The sequence below is a fragment of the Listeria rocourtiae FSL F6-920 genome (genome assembly GCF_000525975.1).
Lineage (GTDB): Bacteria > Bacillota > Bacilli > Lactobacillales > Listeriaceae > Listeria_A > Listeria_A rocourtiae.
On record NZ_AODK01000032.1, the window covers coordinates 47,787 to 65,842 of the forward strand.

The 18,056-nt window shown below is 40.1% G+C and carries 16 protein-coding genes and 3 pseudogenes; 17 read left to right on the top strand and 2 right to left on the bottom strand.

Features of this window, described 5'->3' with window-relative positions; translation table 11 throughout:
• Positions 1–186 precede the first annotated feature (186 nt).
• The 4 genes from PROCOU_RS10910 (at position 187) to PROCOU_RS10925 (ending at position 3,156) form a co-directional block, all read left to right on the top strand.
• Complete coding sequence (locus tag PROCOU_RS10910) at positions 187–1,092, top strand: ABC transporter ATP-binding protein (protein WP_036072359.1); 906 nt, start codon at positions 187–189, stop codon at positions 1,090–1,092.
• Positions 1,073–1,888 carry an ABC transporter permease gene (locus PROCOU_RS10915; RefSeq protein ID WP_036072362.1) on the top strand — a complete coding sequence of 272 codons (816 nt, stop codon included), beginning with the start codon at positions 1,073–1,075 and terminating at the stop codon, positions 1,886–1,888. The genes PROCOU_RS10910 and PROCOU_RS10915 overlap by 20 nt, the downstream gene beginning before the upstream one ends.
• Complete coding sequence (locus PROCOU_RS10920) at positions 1,888–2,493, top strand: TetR/AcrR family transcriptional regulator (protein ID WP_036072363.1); 606 nt, start codon at positions 1,888–1,890, stop codon at positions 2,491–2,493. The genes PROCOU_RS10915 and PROCOU_RS10920 overlap by 1 nt, the downstream gene beginning before the upstream one ends.
• A 144-nt stretch (positions 2,494–2,637) precedes the next feature.
• On the top strand, positions 2,638–3,156 hold the full coding sequence (locus PROCOU_RS10925) for a homing endonuclease associated repeat-containing protein (protein ID WP_036072365.1): 519 nt from the start codon (positions 2,638–2,640) through the stop codon (positions 3,154–3,156).
• 69 nt (positions 3,157–3,225) lie between these two features.
• On the opposite strand, the gene PROCOU_RS10930 is transcribed toward PROCOU_RS10925, so the two are convergent.
• Together PROCOU_RS10930 and PROCOU_RS10935 are read right to left on the bottom strand one after the other, a co-directional pair.
• Positions 3,226–4,227 (bottom strand): NAD(P)/FAD-dependent oxidoreductase, encoded by a 1,002-nt coding sequence (locus tag PROCOU_RS10930; RefSeq protein ID WP_036072367.1) that lies wholly within the window; start codon positions 4,225–4,227, stop codon positions 3,226–3,228.
• Entirely contained in the window at positions 4,208–5,053 is an 846-nt protein-coding gene (locus PROCOU_RS10935) for an ABC transporter ATP-binding protein (protein WP_036072369.1), read from the bottom strand. The genes PROCOU_RS10930 and PROCOU_RS10935 overlap by 20 nt, the downstream gene beginning before the upstream one ends.
• A gap of 205 nt (positions 5,054–5,258) precedes the next feature.
• On the opposite strand from PROCOU_RS10935, the gene PROCOU_RS10940 reads away from it, so the two are divergent.
• The 13 genes and pseudogenes from PROCOU_RS10940 to PROCOU_RS11000 form a co-directional block, all read left to right on the top strand.
• Positions 5,259–6,188 carry an iron-hydroxamate ABC transporter substrate-binding protein gene (locus PROCOU_RS10940; protein WP_051994355.1) on the top strand — a complete coding sequence of 310 codons (930 nt, stop codon included), beginning with the start codon at positions 5,259–5,261 and terminating at the stop codon, positions 6,186–6,188.
• A gap of 73 nt (positions 6,189–6,261) precedes the next feature.
• A complete protein-coding gene (locus tag PROCOU_RS10945; RefSeq protein ID WP_036072371.1) occupies positions 6,262–7,287 on the top strand; it encodes a FecCD family ABC transporter permease in 1,026 nt (341 codons plus the stop codon).
• Positions 7,284–8,309: a FecCD family ABC transporter permease gene (locus PROCOU_RS10950; protein WP_036072373.1), complete on the top strand. Its 1,026-nt coding sequence runs from the start codon at positions 7,284–7,286 to the stop codon at positions 8,307–8,309. The genes PROCOU_RS10945 and PROCOU_RS10950 overlap by 4 nt, the downstream gene beginning before the upstream one ends.
• Positions 8,310–8,520: 211 nt before the next feature.
• Positions 8,521–8,977 (top strand): annotated as a pseudogene (gene fur / locus PROCOU_RS10955) (ferric iron uptake transcriptional regulator).
• A gap of 283 nt (positions 8,978–9,260) precedes the next feature.
• Positions 9,261–10,154, top strand: coding sequence for a site-specific tyrosine recombinase XerD (gene xerD / locus PROCOU_RS10960; RefSeq protein WP_036072375.1), 894 nt, complete (start codon positions 9,261–9,263; stop codon positions 10,152–10,154).
• Between the two features lie 29 nt (positions 10,155–10,183).
• The gene (locus PROCOU_RS10965) at positions 10,184–11,002 is read left to right on the top strand and encodes a purine-nucleoside phosphorylase (RefSeq protein ID WP_036072377.1); all 819 of its coding nucleotides are present in this window, start codon (positions 10,184–10,186) and stop codon (positions 11,000–11,002) included.
• 273 nt (positions 11,003–11,275) lie between these two features.
• A complete protein-coding gene (lysA, locus tag PROCOU_RS10970) occupies positions 11,276–12,586 on the top strand; it encodes a diaminopimelate decarboxylase (protein WP_036072379.1) in 1,311 nt (436 codons plus the stop codon).
• A 13-nt stretch (positions 12,587–12,599) separates the two neighbouring features.
• Entirely contained in the window at positions 12,600–13,343 is a 744-nt protein-coding gene (locus PROCOU_RS10975; RefSeq protein WP_036072381.1) for a segregation/condensation protein A, read from the top strand.
• Positions 13,340–13,912, top strand: coding sequence for an SMC-Scp complex subunit ScpB (gene scpB, locus PROCOU_RS10980; RefSeq protein WP_036072383.1), 573 nt, complete (start codon positions 13,340–13,342; stop codon positions 13,910–13,912). Before PROCOU_RS10975 ends, scpB begins: the two co-directional genes overlap by 4 nt.
• A gap of 42 nt (positions 13,913–13,954) precedes the next feature.
• Positions 13,955–14,687, top strand: a pseudogene (locus tag PROCOU_RS10985) (pseudouridine synthase).
• Between the two features lie 363 nt (positions 14,688–15,050).
• On the top strand, positions 15,051–15,770 hold the full coding sequence (locus PROCOU_RS10990; protein ID WP_036072385.1) for a response regulator transcription factor: 720 nt from the start codon (positions 15,051–15,053) through the stop codon (positions 15,768–15,770).
• 118 nt (positions 15,771–15,888) lie between these two features.
• A pseudogene (locus PROCOU_RS10995) lies at positions 15,889–17,666 on the top strand (ATP-binding protein).
• A gap of 52 nt (positions 17,667–17,718) precedes the next feature.
• The coding region (locus PROCOU_RS11000) for an acyl-CoA thioesterase (protein WP_051994357.1) at positions 17,719–18,056 on the top strand (338 nt) is incomplete at its 3' end.

Below are 18,056 nucleotides of genomic sequence, written 5' to 3' on the forward strand. Positions count from 1 at the left end.
TAGGGAATCATCTGAATACAAATGCCTTCGCTCGAGTTGTATCAAGCAAGATTCATGTCCTACTAGAAAAAGAGGATTTGTGATATCTTGCTTTTTTATGTTGCATTGTTTTTTGTTGACTAGGTGGTCAAGTAGGTGTACAATGACGTTGACTAGATGGTCAGTTGTGGATTGGAGGGATAGAAAATGAAAGCGATAGAGACGAATGGTTTGACGAAATTCTATCATAAAAAAAGAGCGATTGAGAGTGTGAATTTGTCAGTGGAAGAGGGGGAATTATTTGGGTTTATTGGACCAAATGGAGCTGGTAAATCGACGACCATCAAACTGTTACTGAATTTTATTTATGCTTCCAAGGGGCAGGCAACAATCTTTGGTAAGGATATTGTGAAAAGTTCGGCTGAGATTAAGCGTATGGTTGGTTACGTACCGAGTGAAGTGCGTTATTATCCACAAATGACGGCGAACGATATTATTGGTTTTGCTGCGAAATTCCATCATGTTGAACAGGCTCAGATTCAAATGAAGCGTTATTACGAAATGTTTGATATTGATCCTCATAAGCGATTTGGTGATATGTCACTTGGTAATAAGAAAAAGGTTGCAATAGTGGCAGGGCTTATTACGAAACCGAAGTTGCTTATTTTAGATGAACCAACAAGTGGTTTGGATCCTTTGATGCAGCATCATTTGTTCAAAGAAATGACGCATCAAAATCAGGAAGATGGGATGACAATCTTTTTATCCAGTCATAATTTGCGCGAAATTCAGGAATATAGCACACGAGCGGCTTTTATACGTGAGGGCGAGATTGTAGCGCTTGAAAATATTGCAAATCAAGAAATGTCTGGAAAAGTGATTGTGCTAAAAGGTGATATGTTGCCAGTAACGGAGCTTGTTAATGCAGGTGCCAAAGTTATTGAGACAACAGAAAAGAGCGCTAGATTGACTTTCGATGGAAATGTGCAGTCTGTGTTGCCAATTCTTGCGGCAGAGGGGATTAAAGATTTGTCAATTACGAATCAAGAATTGGAAGATAAATTCATGACGCTTTATGAAGGAGGAAGACAAAATGAACATTTTAAAGATTGAATGGAAAACACATTTTAAAAGTTTACTCGTTTGGTCGGGTGTTGTGGCATTAGTTCTTGGAATGTTCATGGCGTTTTTTCCTAGTATGCAATCGAGTGGGATGCAAGATTTAGTGAATACGAAGATGAACGCTTTACCGAAAGAAATGATGAACGTTTTGCACATCAGTTCGATGGCGGATTTGACGGAGATTGATGCTTATTTTGCGTATGTGTTTCAGTATATTTTTATTGCAGCATGTGTGTATGCAGCAATGATTGGGGCTCAGGCATTGGTTAAAGAGGAGACGGATGGGACAATTGAGTTCTTGTATGCGCAGCCGATTACACGTTCGGAGCTAGTGGCATGGAAAATGGTTGGTAATGCGATTTCATTTATTGCGTTTTGGGCGATTACATTCACTGTTTCAACTGTCTTAGTTGTTTTCTTGAAACAAGATGGGGCGAATGTGAGTGATTTAGTACAGTCACTTGTCCGGGTATTCTCAAATGAGTTACTGGTGGCTTTGCTATTTATGAGTGCTGGTTTTTGTTTTTCAGCGATTGTACATTCGTCCAAGCAGGCGACTCCTGTAGCGTTGGGATTGGTTTTTTTAACGTATATTCTAGGAATTCTTGCTGGTATAAATGATAACGTGGATTTCTTTAAATATTTTTCTCCAATCAACTTTGCTATTCCATCCGATATGATTAAAGCTTCAATGGAGGGCGTCAATGTTTGGATTACTGTTATTTCGATGATAGTATTAGTTATACTGACCTTTGTACTTTACCGGAAAAAGGATTTGAGGGTTTGATGGGAGATAAAAAGAATAAAATTCTAAAAGTGGCGATCGGTGAATTTGCAGATCATGGGTATAAGGCAGCCAGTACAAACCGAATTTCTGAAGTTGCTGGTGTTTCGAAAGGGCTTATTTTTCACTACTTTGGCTCGAAGGAAAAATTATATACAACAGCAGTAGAGTATTCGGTGGATTTAGCAATGCAGGAAGTGCCGGTAGCAGAAATGCCAACGGAGGATTTTATTCAAGGTGCGATTTGGTCAACGAAACAGAAATTGAATTTTAGCAGAAAATATCCTGCTGTTTTCAAGTTGATTATGCAGTCTTATGCAAATCCTCCGGCATCACTCGCGAAACGGTTACATGCGTATTATACTGAAATGCTCCAAGTGCAAGAAACGTATGTTAATCAGGTCTTGGAGAAAGTGCAGCTACGAGAAGGTGTAGCATATGAGGATGCGCATGATGTAGTTCGTGCCTTGTTTGATTACACAATTATGATGGCAACGGATTTTATTAGAGATAACCCAGAAGCAACAATGGATGAAATGCAACCTTTAGTAAATAAGTTTATGAATATGGTGGCGGTTGTAGAGTATGGAATGATGCGAGAAACATGAATTATGGGAAAACAAACCTAAATTTTATGAAATAGGTTTGTTTTTTTTGTTAATTGGCAAATTTTTCAGTTGTTTCAATTTCTTTTTTGTGATACAACATAATTATAATGCAAAATTTAGTTATTACACAGGAGAAGGGGAAAGATGATGGACGATAGAGCTGTTGTGACGAAAGAACAGATTATTGCAGAATTGCAACAATTGGCGCAGGAACAGGGACGTGTGCCAAGACGTAGCATGTACAATCATTTTGAAAAGGCACGACAATTGTTTGGTTCATGGCCAGACGCACTGAGGGCAGCAGGTTTGGAAAATGAGCAGAAACGCTTTTATAAGGAAGATTATTTGATTGCAGAGGTGAAGCGAATCTCGGAGCAGTTGGGGCGTCCACCGATTAGTGGGCCTCATGAATTTCCACTCTATATGTCTGTTATGGAGCACTATGATTCTTGGGAGACTTTTCTTGAACAGGCAGGCTTAACAAAGTTCGCAGGTGAAGAGGAAGGCAAAGAAATAAAGGAGCGACTAATTCTTGATATTTTGGAAATGGAACGGATTATGCGGAGGTTTCCTACAATGAGCGAGTTTGAGGATTATCGATTGGTACGTTATTATTTCGGTAGTTGGAAAAACTTCAAGTCAGCTTGTCAAGAAAAGAAATAGGAAATTTCTTAAAAATAGATATAATAAAGCCAGCAACTCTTGTAAATATGAGGTGCTGGCTTTATGGTTTTATACTTCACTAAAACTTTCATGGTGCGTGCTGACCATAGCGACATCGTCAGCTTCAGGATCTAAGAAATTTTTTGCACTGTTGATGGCGATTGGACCTTCATGTAAGCCGGCCGCAATGATACGCATCTTACGTGGATAAGCGCAGATGTCACCACATGCATAAATACCAGGTACACTAGTTTCCATCTCGTGATTGACAAGAATACCGTATTCAGAAGTATCAAAGCCCCAATCGAGCATGGAGCCGAGATTGACTTTCACACCGTGGTTTACGACGATAGCATCTGTGTCGATTTTTGTTGTGCTTCCATTTCTGTTGCAGTGAATGATGCAGCTTTTTAAGTTTGTAGAATTGCCTTGTAGTGCTGTAATTTCGTGGTTTATATGAACGTGAATGGTGGAATCATGCATTTCTTTGACGCGTTCTTCATGGCCTTTGAAATTCTCGCCACGATAAACGAGGTGGACTTCTTTTGCAATCGGCTCTAGTGCTTGTGCCCAGTCAATTGCTGCGTTACCACCACCCGAAACCACGATAGTTTTATCTTGAAAACTTGCGACGTCTTTAATGTCATAGAATAGGCTTGTTGTATAGGTTTCGCTACCAGATACTTCTAATGGATTGACTTCATATGTGCCACTTCCAGCTGCGATGATTACGGTTTTACTATAGTGGTAATTGCCGTTTTCTGCTTTAATTAAGAAGGTTCCATCTGCCTGTTTTGTGAGTTTTGTAATTTGTTCACCGCATATAATAGTAGGGTGAAAAGCTTGGGCTTGTTCATGTAAGTTTTTCACAAGTTGTTGTCCCTCAATTTCAGGTATGCCACCAATGTCGCGGATAATCTTTTCGGGATAGAAGTGTCGGATTTTGCCGCCAACTGCTGGCTCGGCATCGATTAGTTTTGTTTTTAAAGAGCGCAGACCGCTGTAAAAGGCAGTGAATAGGCCAACTGGTCCAGCTCCGATAATTGTTACATCATACAAGTTTGACAACAACTTCACCTGCTAACTTGGTTGCGACTTGTCTGATTTCACAGGCTTGGCACGTTTCGTATGGTAAGCATAGTGGGACGCCGGTACGTGGATCGAGCATAATGTCTGCTTTGATGCCAAATACATCTTCTAATGTCTGTTCAGTCATTACATTTACTGGTGAACCTTCTGCGATTACTTGACCAGAGCGAATAGCAATCATATGATCAGCAAAACGAGAGGCGTGGTTTAAATCGTGCACAACCATAACGATTGTACGATTTTCTTGTAGGTTTAGCTGTTTTAGCAGCATTAAGACTTCTAACTGATGAGTCATGTCTAAAAATGTTGTTGGCTCATCTAAAAATAAAATACCAGTTTCTTGTGCCAAGGCCATCGCAATCCAAGCGCGTTGTCGTTGCCCTCCTGATAAACTATCGATGGAACGATCTGCAAAATCAGTCATGCTAGTGACGCGAATCGCCCATTGAATCATATCGTGGTCTTTGGCAGACATTGATTTTAAGCCACTTTGATGGGGAGAACGGCCGTAGGAAACAAGTTCTGTTACAGTAAGGCCATCTGGTGCGGTTGGGTTTTGGGGCAGAATAGCTAGTTGTTTGGCAATTTCTTTTGTGGATTGACGATGAATTGCTTTTCCATCTAAAAAAACGTTACCTTTAGATGGCTTCATCAGGCGGGACATTGTTTTTAAAATAGTCGATTTACCTGAACCATTGGCGCCAACTAGTGCTGTAATTTTGCCTGTTGGTATTTCAATATTTAAAGCGTCCACGATGACACGCTTGTCGTACGAAATTTGTAAGCCTTCTGTTTTTAAATTATTCATCTATACATCGCTCCTTAATTTTCGCGATTGATAATCATTCTCATAGACTAGTATAGAATTTTTTGACGAAAGTTGCAATAGCTAACCACTTATTATTCTTATTTTTCGTAGCATAGACTGTGTGCCTCTTGCTTTTTAAAAAGGAAGTTGCTATAATTTCGAGTGATATTGATAATCATTATCAATTAAAAAGGAGGAATAAGTTTTGAAAAAAATATTATTTTTAGCGCTGACTGCTGTTATAGCGGTTATTTTAGTGGCATGTGGGAGTGATCAATCAGCGGAGGGGAAATCAGAGACGCATGCATATAAAATGCCGAATGGTAAAACAGTAAAGATACCAAATAATCCGAAGAAAATCGTTGTAACAGAATATATGGGATCGCTCGTAGCTCTCGGCGTGAAACCAGTTGGTGCGACCTCTTTTGTTTTGGAAAATCCCTATTTGGATGCATATAAAAAAGGTGTAGAAGATATTGGTGATCCGGCCTCGGTCGAAAAAGTAGCTGAAATGCAACCAGATTTAATCATTGTGTCTGGTGAGGATCAGTACAACCAAATGAAGAAAATTGCGCCAACTATTTTAATACCTTACAATACATACAAGAGTGTGCAAGATGAACTAACCGCTATTGCAGAAATCGTTGGCAAACCGGATGAAGCGAAGTTATGGCTAGCGAATTTTGATAAAAAAGCGGCACAAGCAAGAGAGAAAATCAAAGGTGTTATTGCTCCAAATGCAACAGTTGGATTGTATGAAGGTGATGATAAAAATTTCTATGTTTTTGGGGATAATTGGGGTCGGGGTGGACAAGTCCTTTATAACGCATTACAATTAAAGGCGCCTAAGAAAATTCAAGATGAAGTTATTGATGGAGATGGTTACAAGCAGATTTCGCTAGAAGTGTTGCCTGATTTTGCTGCGGACTATATGTTTGTGACGCGTTTTAAGCACGGGGATACTAGGAACGGTGCGCTTGACGGTATAGAAGCTTCGAGCATTTGGAGAGACTTACCAGCCTATAGGGCAAATCATATTTTCACGATGGATTTCGATGAGATGTATAACTATGATCCGATTGCGGTAGAAGGACAGATGGATTTAATTGTAAATAAGATTTTAGATAGCAAATAAGAAATGGGGATTTGCGCTGGAACTATTGAGTTTCTAGCGCAAATTCGATACATAGTGAGGGGATCTGGGTACGATGAAAACGAAGGAACTTTCCCAATTAAAAACACGCCCATTAATGGCTACCGTGATTTTGACGGTGGGTGTCGCAGTTCTTGTCATCTCTATTTTTATCGGCATTGCTGTTGGTGCGGCGGACATTGATTTAGCTACCGTTTGGGATGCATTATTTCATTACAACAAAGCTTTAACGACACATCAAATTATTTGGGAATTGCGTATTCCGCGCGTTTTGGCAGATATGATGGTCGGCGCTGCCTTCGCAGTTGCAGGGGCTGTGATGCAAGGAATGACGAGAAATCCACTCGCGGATAGTGGTTTACTGGGTCTCAATGCAGGATCAGCTTTTATGATTGCTGTATGTTTTGCTTTCTTGCCGGGGCTCAGCTACAATTACCTGATTTTCTTTTCATTCCTAGGCGCAGCGATAGGCTGTATCCTTGTTTTTGGTGTGAGTGCACTTGTAAAAGGAGGCTTATCACCGACGCGGCTCGTTTTAGCTGGAGCAGCCGTGGCATCTTTATTAACAGCGCTAAGTGAGGGGATTGCGATTTATTTCAAGTTGAGCCAAGATTTAGCTTTTTGGTTTGCAGGTGGAGTAGCAGGTGTGAAGTGGTCGCAAATTGTCGTGGTATGGCCGTGGCTCCTGGGTGCTTTAATGGCGGCGATATTATTGAGCAAATCTGTTACAATTTTAAGTCTTGGTGATGATATCGCGATTGGCTTAGGACAAAACACAACAAGAACTAAATTACTTTCGATGTTAATCGTGCTGATTTTGGCGGGATTGGCAGTCTCAGTCGTTGGACCTGTTGGGTTCATTGGATTAATTGTACCACATCTTGTTCGTTATATGGTGGGCGTGGACTATCGCTGGATTATCCCGTGTTCGGCGGTTATTGGTGCACTTTTAACGCTTTATGCAGATATCGGAGCACGAATGGTTAATCCGCCATACGAAACGCCAATCAGTGTTATTTTTGCTCTTATTGGTGTTCCTTTCTTCCTTTATGTGGCTCGTAAGGAAAGGAGGAGTCTGTGATGATGAGAACAGCAATGGAACAAAAAGTTACACGAAAACGTTGGTTGATTTTGATTTCGCTCATTATATTACTTGTAGGTACGTTCGTATACAGCGTCAATGCTGGTTTTTCGAAAATCCCATTCGCAGATGTTGTCAAAACGCTAGTTGGGCAAGGTTCACCACAAGATACATTGATTATTTCGCAGTTTCGTCTGCCACGTATTGTTGTAGCGGTTTTAGTAGGTGCGGGACTTGCTGTTTCAGGTGCGCTATTACAGGCTGTTTCGCAAAATAGTTTGGCCGATCCTGGCATACTTGGGATTAATAATGGTGCTGGGCTGGCGGTTATGCTCTACATTTCATATTTTCCATCTACCCTTGATGTTCCTGTCATGTTTATGCCTTTAGTGGGCTTCGTAGGTGCTATTCTCACGGCATTTGTTGTATATGGCCTTTCTTATAGTAAGCAAGAAGGACTATTACCAAATCGTCTCGTTTTAACAGGAGTTGCGGTATCGGCTGCAGTTGCAGCCTTAATGACGCTACTAACGATTCGCCTTGATCCTGAAAACTATCAAATCGTCGCGGAATGGCTTGCAGGGAACATTTGGGCTAGTAATTGGCAATATGTTTTTGCGCTACTTCCATGGCTCCTTGTTTTAGTAACGGTGGCCATATTTAAAATCAAAACGTTAGATATCCTTGGTTTTGGAGATCAAGTAGCAACTGGACTAGGCATTAGAACGGAAAAAGAGAAGGCCATCCTGCTCATCGTTGCTGTAGCACTAGCTGCTGCTTGTGTCTCAGTCAGTGGAGGTATTGCTTTTATCGGTTTAATCGGGCCACATATCGCAAGACGACTAGTTGGTAGTGGGCACAAATGGGTATTGCCGATTTCAGCGCTCATAGGTGCACTATTGCTCCTTGTCGCGGATACGGTTGGTCGAATGATATTACAACCTTCAGAAATTTTTGCAGGCATTGTTGTAGCGGTCATTGGCGCACCATATTTCTTGTACTTACTTGCTAAAATTAAATGATAATAATTATAAATAGGCTATAATCTTTTCATGTAATTGATAATCTGAATAGACTTTTGTAATCTTTTATGCTATTTTTAAATAGATATAAAAACCACTTATTCCAATTGTTTTGCTATCTTAGTAGAAGATTAAATAGGCTTGATTTTTATTTAGAATTATTATAAACTACTAATTGAGAATGATTGTTTGTTCCTGAGGGAGGCATAAAATGGAAGGTCGTATTCAACGTATTAAATCACAATTGCATGAAGCAAGTTATAAACTAACGCCACAACGTGAAGCAACAGTTCGAATTTTATTGGAAAATGAAAAAGATCATTTAAGTGCGGAAGATGTGTACCTACGTGTTAAAGATATTTCACCAGATATTGGATTAGCAACGGTTTACCGTACACTGGAACTTTTAACAGAATTACGTGTTGTGGATAAAATTAATTTTGGGGATGGCGTGGCTCGTTACGACTTACGAAAGGAAGGTGCAAAGCATTTCCACCATCACTTAGTATGTCTGGAATGCGGCTCTGTGGAGGAGATTCAAGAAGATTTACTTGATGATGTTGAAAAAAATTGTTGAGCAGAAATGGGATTTTCTTGTAAAAGATCATCGTCTTACATTTCAGGGTATCTGTACGGTGTGTAAAACAAGCATGAAAAAAGCGGAATAAATCGTTTAACTAGGTCGACTATTGTTAAAAGTTGCTTTCGAAGGTGAGTGAGAGTCTTAATAGAAAGCGGGGCAAAGTAAGGCAAAAGTCTTTTATGAAACTTTTGCCTAGTGCTTCTTGTTACTTTCTTTTTATATTTCTTTTTCACTTCCGCAATGTTAGGCTTTTTGATATACTGGTGTGGTGGGATTGCTTTTGAACTTTATTGGTAGCTTTTTAGAAGCTATCAATAAAGTGCATGTGAGTTCGATAGTCGGGAAAACGCTTATTGAGGAGATTTCTTATGGATGATTTAATACTCGATTTTTTGCATTTTTTGCAGGTTGAGAAAGGTTTATCGACGAACACATTGGTTGCTTACGAACGAGATTTGCGCTATTTTGTGCATTATTTGGAGGAAGAGCAGGGAGCGATGAATATTCGCGATGTAGAGCGTATACATATAGTGAGTTTTATGGCCTATGCTAAATTAGAGGGGAAATCACCGAGAACGATTGCGCGCTACATTGCTTCATTGCGTTCTTTTTTTCATTTTTTGTTGCATGAAAAGATAGCGAATCGGGATCCTATGATTCAAATTGAGACGCCGAAGCAGGCGCAGGTATTGCCAAAAATTTTGAATTTGGATGATGTTGAAAAATTGCTGGAGGCACCAAACGCATCTAATCCACTTGGAATGCGAGATCGGGCGATGCTTGAGGTTTTGTATGCGACAGGGCTTCGGGTGACAGAATTAGTACGGTTACAATTAGATGATTTGCATTTGGAAATGGGTTTTATTCAGACTATCGGAAAAGGTGATAAGGAACGCATTATCCCACTCGGTAAAACGGCAACAACAGTCTTAGAGCGTTATTTAGAATTTGGTCGCCCGAGATTGCGACGTGCTTCGGAGCGGAACGATGTTGTTTTTTTGAACCATCATGGATGTGGAATGACACGACAAGGTTTTTGGAAAAATTTGAAACACATTGCGTCTAAGGCAGGGATTGATAAGCCGATTACACCGCATACATTGAGGCATTCGTTCGCAACACATCTTTTAGAAAATGGGGCGGACTTACGTTCTGTGCAAGAACTACTAGGTCATGCGGATATTTCCACGACGCAGATTTATACACATGTTACGAAAGCGCGCTTGAAAGATGTTTATAAGCAATACCATCCGCGTGCTTGAGGTTGATTATAAAAGGAGTGATTGAATAAATGAATTATACAAAAGTGATGGAAGCGGTAAAAAAAATTAAAGAAACGTATAGTGAGAAGCCGAGAATTGGACTTATTTTAGGTTCAGGACTTGGCGTTTTGGCAGATAAAATTGTGGCGCCGACCGTTATTAAATATAATGATGTTCCTTATTTTCCGGTTTCAACGGTAGAAGGTCACGCAGGTCAGTTCGTCTTCGGGAAGCTAGAGAATCAAGAAGTTGTTGCAATGCAAGGCAGGTTCCATTTCTATGAAGGATATTCGATGCAAGATGTGACGTTTCCAGTTCGTGTGATGAAGGAGCTTGGCGTTGAAATTTTGATTGTAACAAATGCAGCTGGTGGGGTAAATGAGCTATTTAATGCTGGCGATTTAATGCTAATTTCGGATCATATTAATTTTACAGGAACGAGCCCGCTCATTGGCAAAAATGACGATTATTTTGGTCCGCGTTTTCCAGATATGTCAGATGCGTATCGCTTGGATTTGCGCGAACAAGCGCGTCTTTTGGCTCAGGACTTGGAAATAGACGTTCGTGAAGGTGTCTATGCTGGATTTACGGGTCCGACATATGAAACGCCGGCAGAAATTCGGATGATGCGAACGTTAGGAGCAGATGCAGTCGGTATGTCAACGGTTTCTGAGGTTATTGTCGCTAACCATTGTGGATTGCGTTGTTTAGGAATTTCATGCATTACAAACATGGCTGCTGGCATTCTGGACCAACCGCTAAGTCATGAAGAGGTTATCGAAACGACGGAACATGTGAAAGAAACCTTCTTGACCTATGTTAAAGCATTAGTCGGAAATGTGAAATAAAATGAGATTTGAGTCTGGTGCGACACTTGGAAGTAGGCATCAGGCTCTTTTTGTGACTACATAGAACCCTCTGGATATAAAAAAAGGTGAAATCTGCATGTTCCCTATTGTTCAGAGGCGTGCTTGTGTGCTACTATATAAAAGAACTTTTGTATCCTCTCTTCGCGTTCAAAGATAAAACGCTCAATTTTGCCCTCAAGCGCTTTTTACTGGGGCTTGAGTATTTGTCGACAGGCGAGGGTTGGTGACTAAACAAGTAAAGGTGGGATTGACGTGGCGTTTGAATCATTTGGGACTATGCAAGTGAATGAAGTGGGACATCTAGAAATTGGAGGGGTGGACACTTTGAAGCTAGCGCAAAAATACGGGACACCGCTTTATGTGTACGACGTTGCGTTGATTAAAGAAAGGGCTCGTGGTTTTAAGAAAACGTTTGAGGAGCTTGGAGTAAAGGCGCAGGTTGCTTATGCGAGCAAAGCTTTTTCAGCGATTGCAATTTACCAATTGATGCACGAAGAAGGGCTATCGCTAGATGTTGTTTCTGGTGGTGAGCTATATACGGCGATGCAAGCTGGATTTCCAGCGGAACGAATTCACTTTCATGGCAACAATAAAACGAGACAAGAATTAGAAATGGCAGTTGATTACGGTATTGGTTGTATCGTTATTGATAATTTTTATGAGATTGAAATGCTTGCGGAAGTTTTACATGAAAAGAATGCTTCTGTATCCGTTTTGATTCGTGTGACGCCTGGTATTGAGGCGCATACGCATGATTATATTTTGACAGGACAAGATGATTCCAAATTTGGCTTTGGTTTGACGAATGGACAGGCAGAGGAAGCGATTAGGCAAGTGTTGGCAATTGATGTTTTCCGATTGATTGGATTGCATTGCCATATTGGATCGCAAATTTTTGAAACGACTGGTTTTAAACTGGCAGCACACCGTATTATGGAACAATTGGTCATTTGGCGCAATGAACTTGGTTTTCATGCCGATGTACTAAATCTTGGTGGTGGTTTTGGAGTGCGTTATACTGCGGAGGATCAACCGTTACCACCATCACAATATGTGCGCGAAATTATTGCGGATGTGCGCGATGTTGCAACGTCGAATCGTTTGGATATGCCAGAGATTTGGATTGAGCCAGGCCGTTCGCTTGTAGGTGAGGCAGGCACAACGCTTTATACGATTGGATCACGTAAAGAGGTACCTGAAATTCGTAGCTATGTTGCGGTGGATGGCGGGATGTCGGATAATATTAGGCCTTCTTTATATGAGGCGAAATATAATGCTGTCATTGCGGATCGACCATTAGAAGTGGCAGAAGAAACGGTATCTATTGCTGGAAAATGCTGTGAGTCTGGTGATATGTTGATTTGGGATTTGCCGCTTCCAAAATCAGGTGCAGGAGAGGTTTTGGCAGTATTTTGTACAGGAGCTTACGGTTACTCGATGGCGAACAATTACAATAGAATTCCTCGTGCCGCAGTTGTTTTCGTGGAAAATGGGGAAGATAAGCTGGTTGTTGCGCGCGAAACTTTTGAGAATCTAGTGCAGCTGGATTTACCGCTCCATTAAGGTGGGCTTTTCAATGACTGGAATTAATTTTAAGGTAGAGGCGTTCGAAGGACCACTTGATTTGCTACTTCAATTGATTCAACAACTGGAAATTGATATTTATGATATTCCAATGGCGGATATCACAGATCAATATTTGGAGTACATTCATTTGATGAAAGAGCTGGAACTCGATGTGGCCAGTGAATATTTAGTGATGGCAGCGACGCTTTTGGCGATTAAAAGCAAAATGTTATTGCCAAAACAAGAGCTCGAGGTAGACTTCGAATTTGATGATTCCGTCGATCCTCGTGATGAACTAGTTGAAAAACTAATGGAATACAAGCGTTTTAAAGAGGCTGCAAAACAACTAAAGGAGAAGGAGTCGGAGCGGAATTTTTATTTTGGCAAGGCACCGATGGATTTGGGCGAATACGATACAACTGGGAAACAGGCGAATTTGGACGTTTCGCTCAATGATATGCTGGGGGCTTTTCATAAGATGCTCCGACGTAAAAAACTTAGTCAGCCACTCCACACGCGTATTACGAAACAAGAAATATCGATTGATCAGCGGATGAATGAAGTGATGGATAGGATTGAGCTAGCGCATGGTCGTGTCGTGTTTGAAGATTTGTTTGTTATGGCGACAAAAGATGATTTAATTGTGACATTTTTGGCTGTGTTGGAATTAATGAAGCGTCGTCAAATTGGTGTGGAGCAGGCAGCTAGTTTTGCGAAGCTATATGTTTTTAGTAGAGGTGAAGAAGAGCTGTGAGTAAAAAATTAGGAATTCTCGAGAGCTTGCTTTTTGCGGCAGGGGATCAAGGGCTGAGCACGAAACAACTAACAGAAGTCATGGAAATTAGTCATATTGAGGCGCTAAATTTGTTGGAAATGCTTAGTGATAGCTATGAAAAATCAACAGAACGCGGTATTGTTCTGTTAGAGCTCGCAGGGATGTTTCAACTAGCAACAAAAAAAGAACATGCGGCTTATTTGCGAAAATTAGTCGAAGTACCTGGTAATACTACGCTTTCTCAGGCATCTCTTGAGACGCTTGCTATTGTAGCCTATCGTCAGCCAATTACGCGGATGGAGATTGATGATATTCGCGGTGTCAAGACGGATGGACCTATTCATACGTTAATTGCAAAAGGGTTGATAATGGATAAAGGTCGCGTAGAAGGTGCTGGTCGTGCTAAACTGTATGTAACAACTTCCGAATTTTTGGATTGCTTCGGTTTGAATAAGTTAGAAGATTTGCCATCAATGGATAACATAGAGTCAGAAGAAATGATTCAAGATGAGATGGACTTATTTTTTGATCGATTTGGCGGGAAATAGGGCTAGAATAATAATTAGTGAATAGCTAAAAAGAGGTGCAAGATGGAACGGTTGCAAAAGGTAATTGCGAATGCAGGAATTACATCGCGTAGAAAAGCAGAAGTAATGATTGAAGAAGGAAAAGTGAAAGTCAATGGTAAGGTAGTTCGAGAATTGGGGCTTAAAGTTGGCGGGTCAGATAAAATCGAAGTCAACGGTATTGAGTTAACGCAAGAAGTGAAACGCTATTTTCTACTGTACAAACCACGTAGCGTTATGTCTGCGGTATCAGATGATAAAAAAAAGACGTGTTGTATCAGATTTTTTCATTGATATTCCGGAGCGCTTGTACCCAGTTGGTCGTCTTGATTATGATACTTCTGGCTTGCTACTGATGACAAATGATGGTGACTTTGCCAATCAATTGATGCACCCGAAATATGAGGTTGAGAAGAAGTATATTGCACGTGTCAAAGGCATCCCATCAAAAGAGGCATTGCGCAAATTAGAAAATGGCATCATGATTGAAGGTCGCAAGACTGCAAAGGCAAAAGTCCGTTTGCAAACGTTTGATAAGAAGAAAGAAAAAGCGATTGTTGAGATTATTATCCATGAAGGACGTAATCGCCAAGTTCGTAAAATGTTCGACAGTATTGGGCACCCTGTTCAGAAGCTATCACGAGAAGCCTATGCGTTTCTTGATTTAAAAGGGCTAAATGCTGGTGAACGACGAGAGTTGACGCATCATGAAGTAAAGAAACTGAAGTCGTTAACGCAATTTGGGGATAAGAAATAAGTTTTTGAAATGAATAACTTAGAATTCAGGGAAATAAGACTTCAGTAGAAAAGAGCAGATCATATTACTTTTTCAATGGAAATCTAGGGGAGTTTTGTGTCTTTATCCCTAGTTTTTTGTTGCCGTTTTATGTAAAATTTTTGTCATGCTTCACAATTTCAGGCGTAAAAATAGCTAAAAATAAAAAAAAAGCATGTATAATTTGTTCAAGAATAGTGGCTTTCTTTTTTATTAGGGGGTTGTTCTATGCTATAGTAAAGTTGTGAACAAAATGACAATAAAAAGGTACAAAAGACTAGGGAATATGAATACATACCGAAATAAGTTTCCTTTTTAGAGAAACGAGTAAGGGGATGATTACCTATGAGTGAGCAAGTTAAAATTCTCGTTGTGGATGACGAAGACCGGATTAGGCGTTTACTTAAGATGTATCTTGAACGTGAAAATTATAAAATTGAAGAAGCTAGTGATGGAAATCAAGCGTTGCAGCTCGCAATTGATAATAGTTATGATGTCATTTTGCTTGATTTGATGATGCCTGGAAAAGATGGTATCGAGGTTTGTCGTGAATTACGTGAATATAAAGCAACACCGATTGTTATGTTGACAGCTAAAGGGGAGGAAGCAAATCGCGTCCAGGGATTTGAAGTTGGTGCTGATGATTATATTGTGAAGCCGTTCAGCCCTCGTGAAGTTGTTTTGCGTGTCAAAGCTGTTTTAAGACGTGCACAACAGCATAGTCAACCCGTTGCAGCGAGTGTGCCTGGTGATATCATTACTTTTCCGCATTTAAAAATTGATAATGAGGCACATCGAGTTATTGTAGAAGGCCAAGAAATCAATTTGACACCTAAAGAATATGATTTACTTTACTATTTAGCGAAATCACCGGATAAGGTTTTTGATCGGGAATCGCTTTTAAAAGAAGTTTGGCGCTATGAATTTTTCGGAGATTTACGTACGATTGATACACATGTGAAGCGTCTCCGTGAGAAATTATACGATGTTTCGGAGGAAGCAGCTAAAATGATTGTGACCGTCTGGGGTTTAGGCTATAAGTTTGAAGTGACAGAAACAGAATAAATATCTTGGATAGAAGATAGATAGGTTTAACTGAGCCTATCTATTTCTTGATATCAAGATTTTTTGAAATGGCACAAGCAACAAGGTGTTTGAAATTCAGATTAAAGGGCTGGTGGCAATGAGGTTTTGGCATAGTATCGTAGGGAAAATCTGGGGAACAATCATACTTTTGTTAACAGGTGTTCTAGTAGCAACTGGATTTTTCATTGGCATTGTTTATGAAGATAAAAATACAGAGCAAATAACGAATAAAATCAAGACGACTACGGAAAACATCGGGCATTTAATTGAAGGGGGAGCTGGTTTCGATACGATTTCCTCGGCTATTAATCTGTTGGACCAACCTATGGGTGTTATTGTAGAGAAAAATGGTAAGTCTGTTGCGTCTAAGCAAACATCGATGCACGTGAGTGAAGAAGCACGTGAGCATTTATTTAATGACGAAAAAATGAATGATCATTTGGCTAAGGGAAAATATATTAGTGAAACGTATAATTTCTACGGCACTAATAATGAAAAGTACATATGGGTGCACAGCGTTTTCAGACAATGGATGGCGATATTAGTACGGTATATGTTTACAGATCCTATGAAGATATATTGAAAGTAACAGGACAAGTGACAAGAACGCTTATTATATCAGGAATTGTAGCGATTTTAGCAACTTCTATTTTATCTTTTATCTTATCATCGCGAATGGCTTATCCACTTCGAGAGATGAAGAAAGTCGCGATTGCTGTGTCAAAAGGTAACTTTGATAATCGAGTTCCGACTTATACGCATGATGAAGTTGGGGATTTAGGGATTGCATTTAATAAAATGGCACAACAATTGAAATATAATATTAGTGCGTTGAGGCAAGAGAAAGAGCAATTGTCAAATATTTTAGTCGGGATGGCAGATGGTGTTATTAAGTTTAATATTGATAAGACGATTATTTTGAGTAACCCACCAGCAGAACAGTTCTTGCATGACTGGTTCTTTTCAACAGAGAATGAGGATAAGGTGCTTATCCCGCCAAATTTGGATCAAATGTTGACGAATATTTTGGAAGCGCGTGAGGAGCAAGTCGGAGAAATCGTGTTTGGTGATCAGACGTATGTTGCTATTTTGACGTTGCTCTATAATGGTGATGATATTCGGAGTATCGTTACAGTAATCCGAGATATGACCGAGGAGAAGCGTCTAGAAAAGATGAAGGCGGATTTTGTGAATAATGTGTCTCATGAGTTGCGGACGCCAATTTCAATGCTTCAGGGCTACAGTGAGGCGATTATTGATGGTGTGGCGCAAACAGATGAAGAAGTTCGTGAATTTGCACAAATTATTTATGATGAATCGTTGCGCATTGGCCGTTTGGTGAATGACATGCTGGATTTGGCTAGAATGGAAGCTGGGTTCAATCAGTTGGAAAAAGAACGCCTGCAAGTAACGCCATTTTTGGACAAAGTAGTTTCCAACTTTGAAGTGCTGGCTAAAGAAAATAATGTGAAATTGCGTCTGGTAACAGATAATCCTGATTTGGAATACACATTTGATCCAGACAGAATGGAGCAAGTGTTGGTGAATTTGGTTATGAATGCGATTCGTCATACTGGTCGTGAAGATTACGAAGGTGTTGTTGAAGTTCACGAGACAGCTGATTTCCAAGCGGATGAGCTTATGATTAAGATTATCGATAATGGAAGTGGTATCCCAGAAGAGGACCTTCCTTTCTTATTTGAACGTTTTTATAAAGCGGATAAAGCTAGGACACGTGGAAAAACAGGAACTGGAATTGGGCTAGCAATTGTAAAAAATATTGTGGAGGCACATAATGGGAAAATAACAGTAGAGAGTCATCTTGGCATTGGCTCAACGTTCATTGTGACCTTGCCACTTTCAACAGATATATAAAGGAGATTGATAAAATTGACAGAACGCATGCAAAAAATTTTGTAAAGATTCATTGGTAATTAAGACGAGCCGAGTATTCCCATCAGATACAAATAATCATAATACGCTTTTTGGCGGGCGTTTGATGACATATATTGATGATACTGCGTCGATCAGCGCATCGCGTCATTGTCGCACCGGAATTGTGACGGCCTCAACAGATTCCGTCGATTTCCTTCAGCCAATCAAAAATGATCATTCGGTATGTCTAGAATCCTATGTGGCGTCTACGGGGCGCTCTTCAATGGAAATTTTCGTTAAAGTCATTGCTGAGAATCTAAAAAATGGTGAGCGTTATTTAGCAGCTACTTCTTTTTTTACGTTTGTAGCTATTGATGATAATGGGAAAAC

Excerpts from the sequence above, each read along its gene's own strand:
- PROCOU_RS10910 (WP_036072359.1), top strand. The coding sequence starts at position 187 with ATGAAAGCGATAGAGACGAATGGTTTGACGAAATTCTATCATAAAAAA.
- PROCOU_RS10915 (WP_036072362.1), top strand. The coding sequence starts at position 1,073 with ATGAACATTTTAAAGATTGAATGGAAAACACATTTTAAAAGTTTACTC.
- PROCOU_RS10920 (WP_036072363.1), top strand. The coding sequence starts at position 1,888 with ATGGGAGATAAAAAGAATAAAATTCTAAAAGTGGCGATCGGTGAATTT.
- PROCOU_RS10925 (WP_036072365.1), top strand. The coding sequence starts at position 2,638 with ATGATGGACGATAGAGCTGTTGTGACGAAAGAACAGATTATTGCAGAA.
- PROCOU_RS10935 (WP_036072369.1), bottom strand. The coding sequence starts at position 5,053 with ATGAATAATTTAAAAACAGAAGGCTTACAAATTTCGTACGACAAGCGT.
- PROCOU_RS10945 (WP_036072371.1), top strand. The coding sequence starts at position 6,262 with ATGAAAACGAAGGAACTTTCCCAATTAAAAACACGCCCATTAATGGCT.
- xerD (WP_036072375.1), top strand. The coding sequence starts at position 9,261 with ATGGATGATTTAATACTCGATTTTTTGCATTTTTTGCAGGTTGAGAAA.
- PROCOU_RS10965 (WP_036072377.1), top strand. The coding sequence starts at position 10,184 with ATGAATTATACAAAAGTGATGGAAGCGGTAAAAAAAATTAAAGAAACG.
- PROCOU_RS10975 (WP_036072381.1), top strand. The coding sequence starts at position 12,600 with ATGACTGGAATTAATTTTAAGGTAGAGGCGTTCGAAGGACCACTTGAT.
- PROCOU_RS10990 (WP_036072385.1), top strand. The coding sequence starts at position 15,051 with ATGAGTGAGCAAGTTAAAATTCTCGTTGTGGATGACGAAGACCGGATT.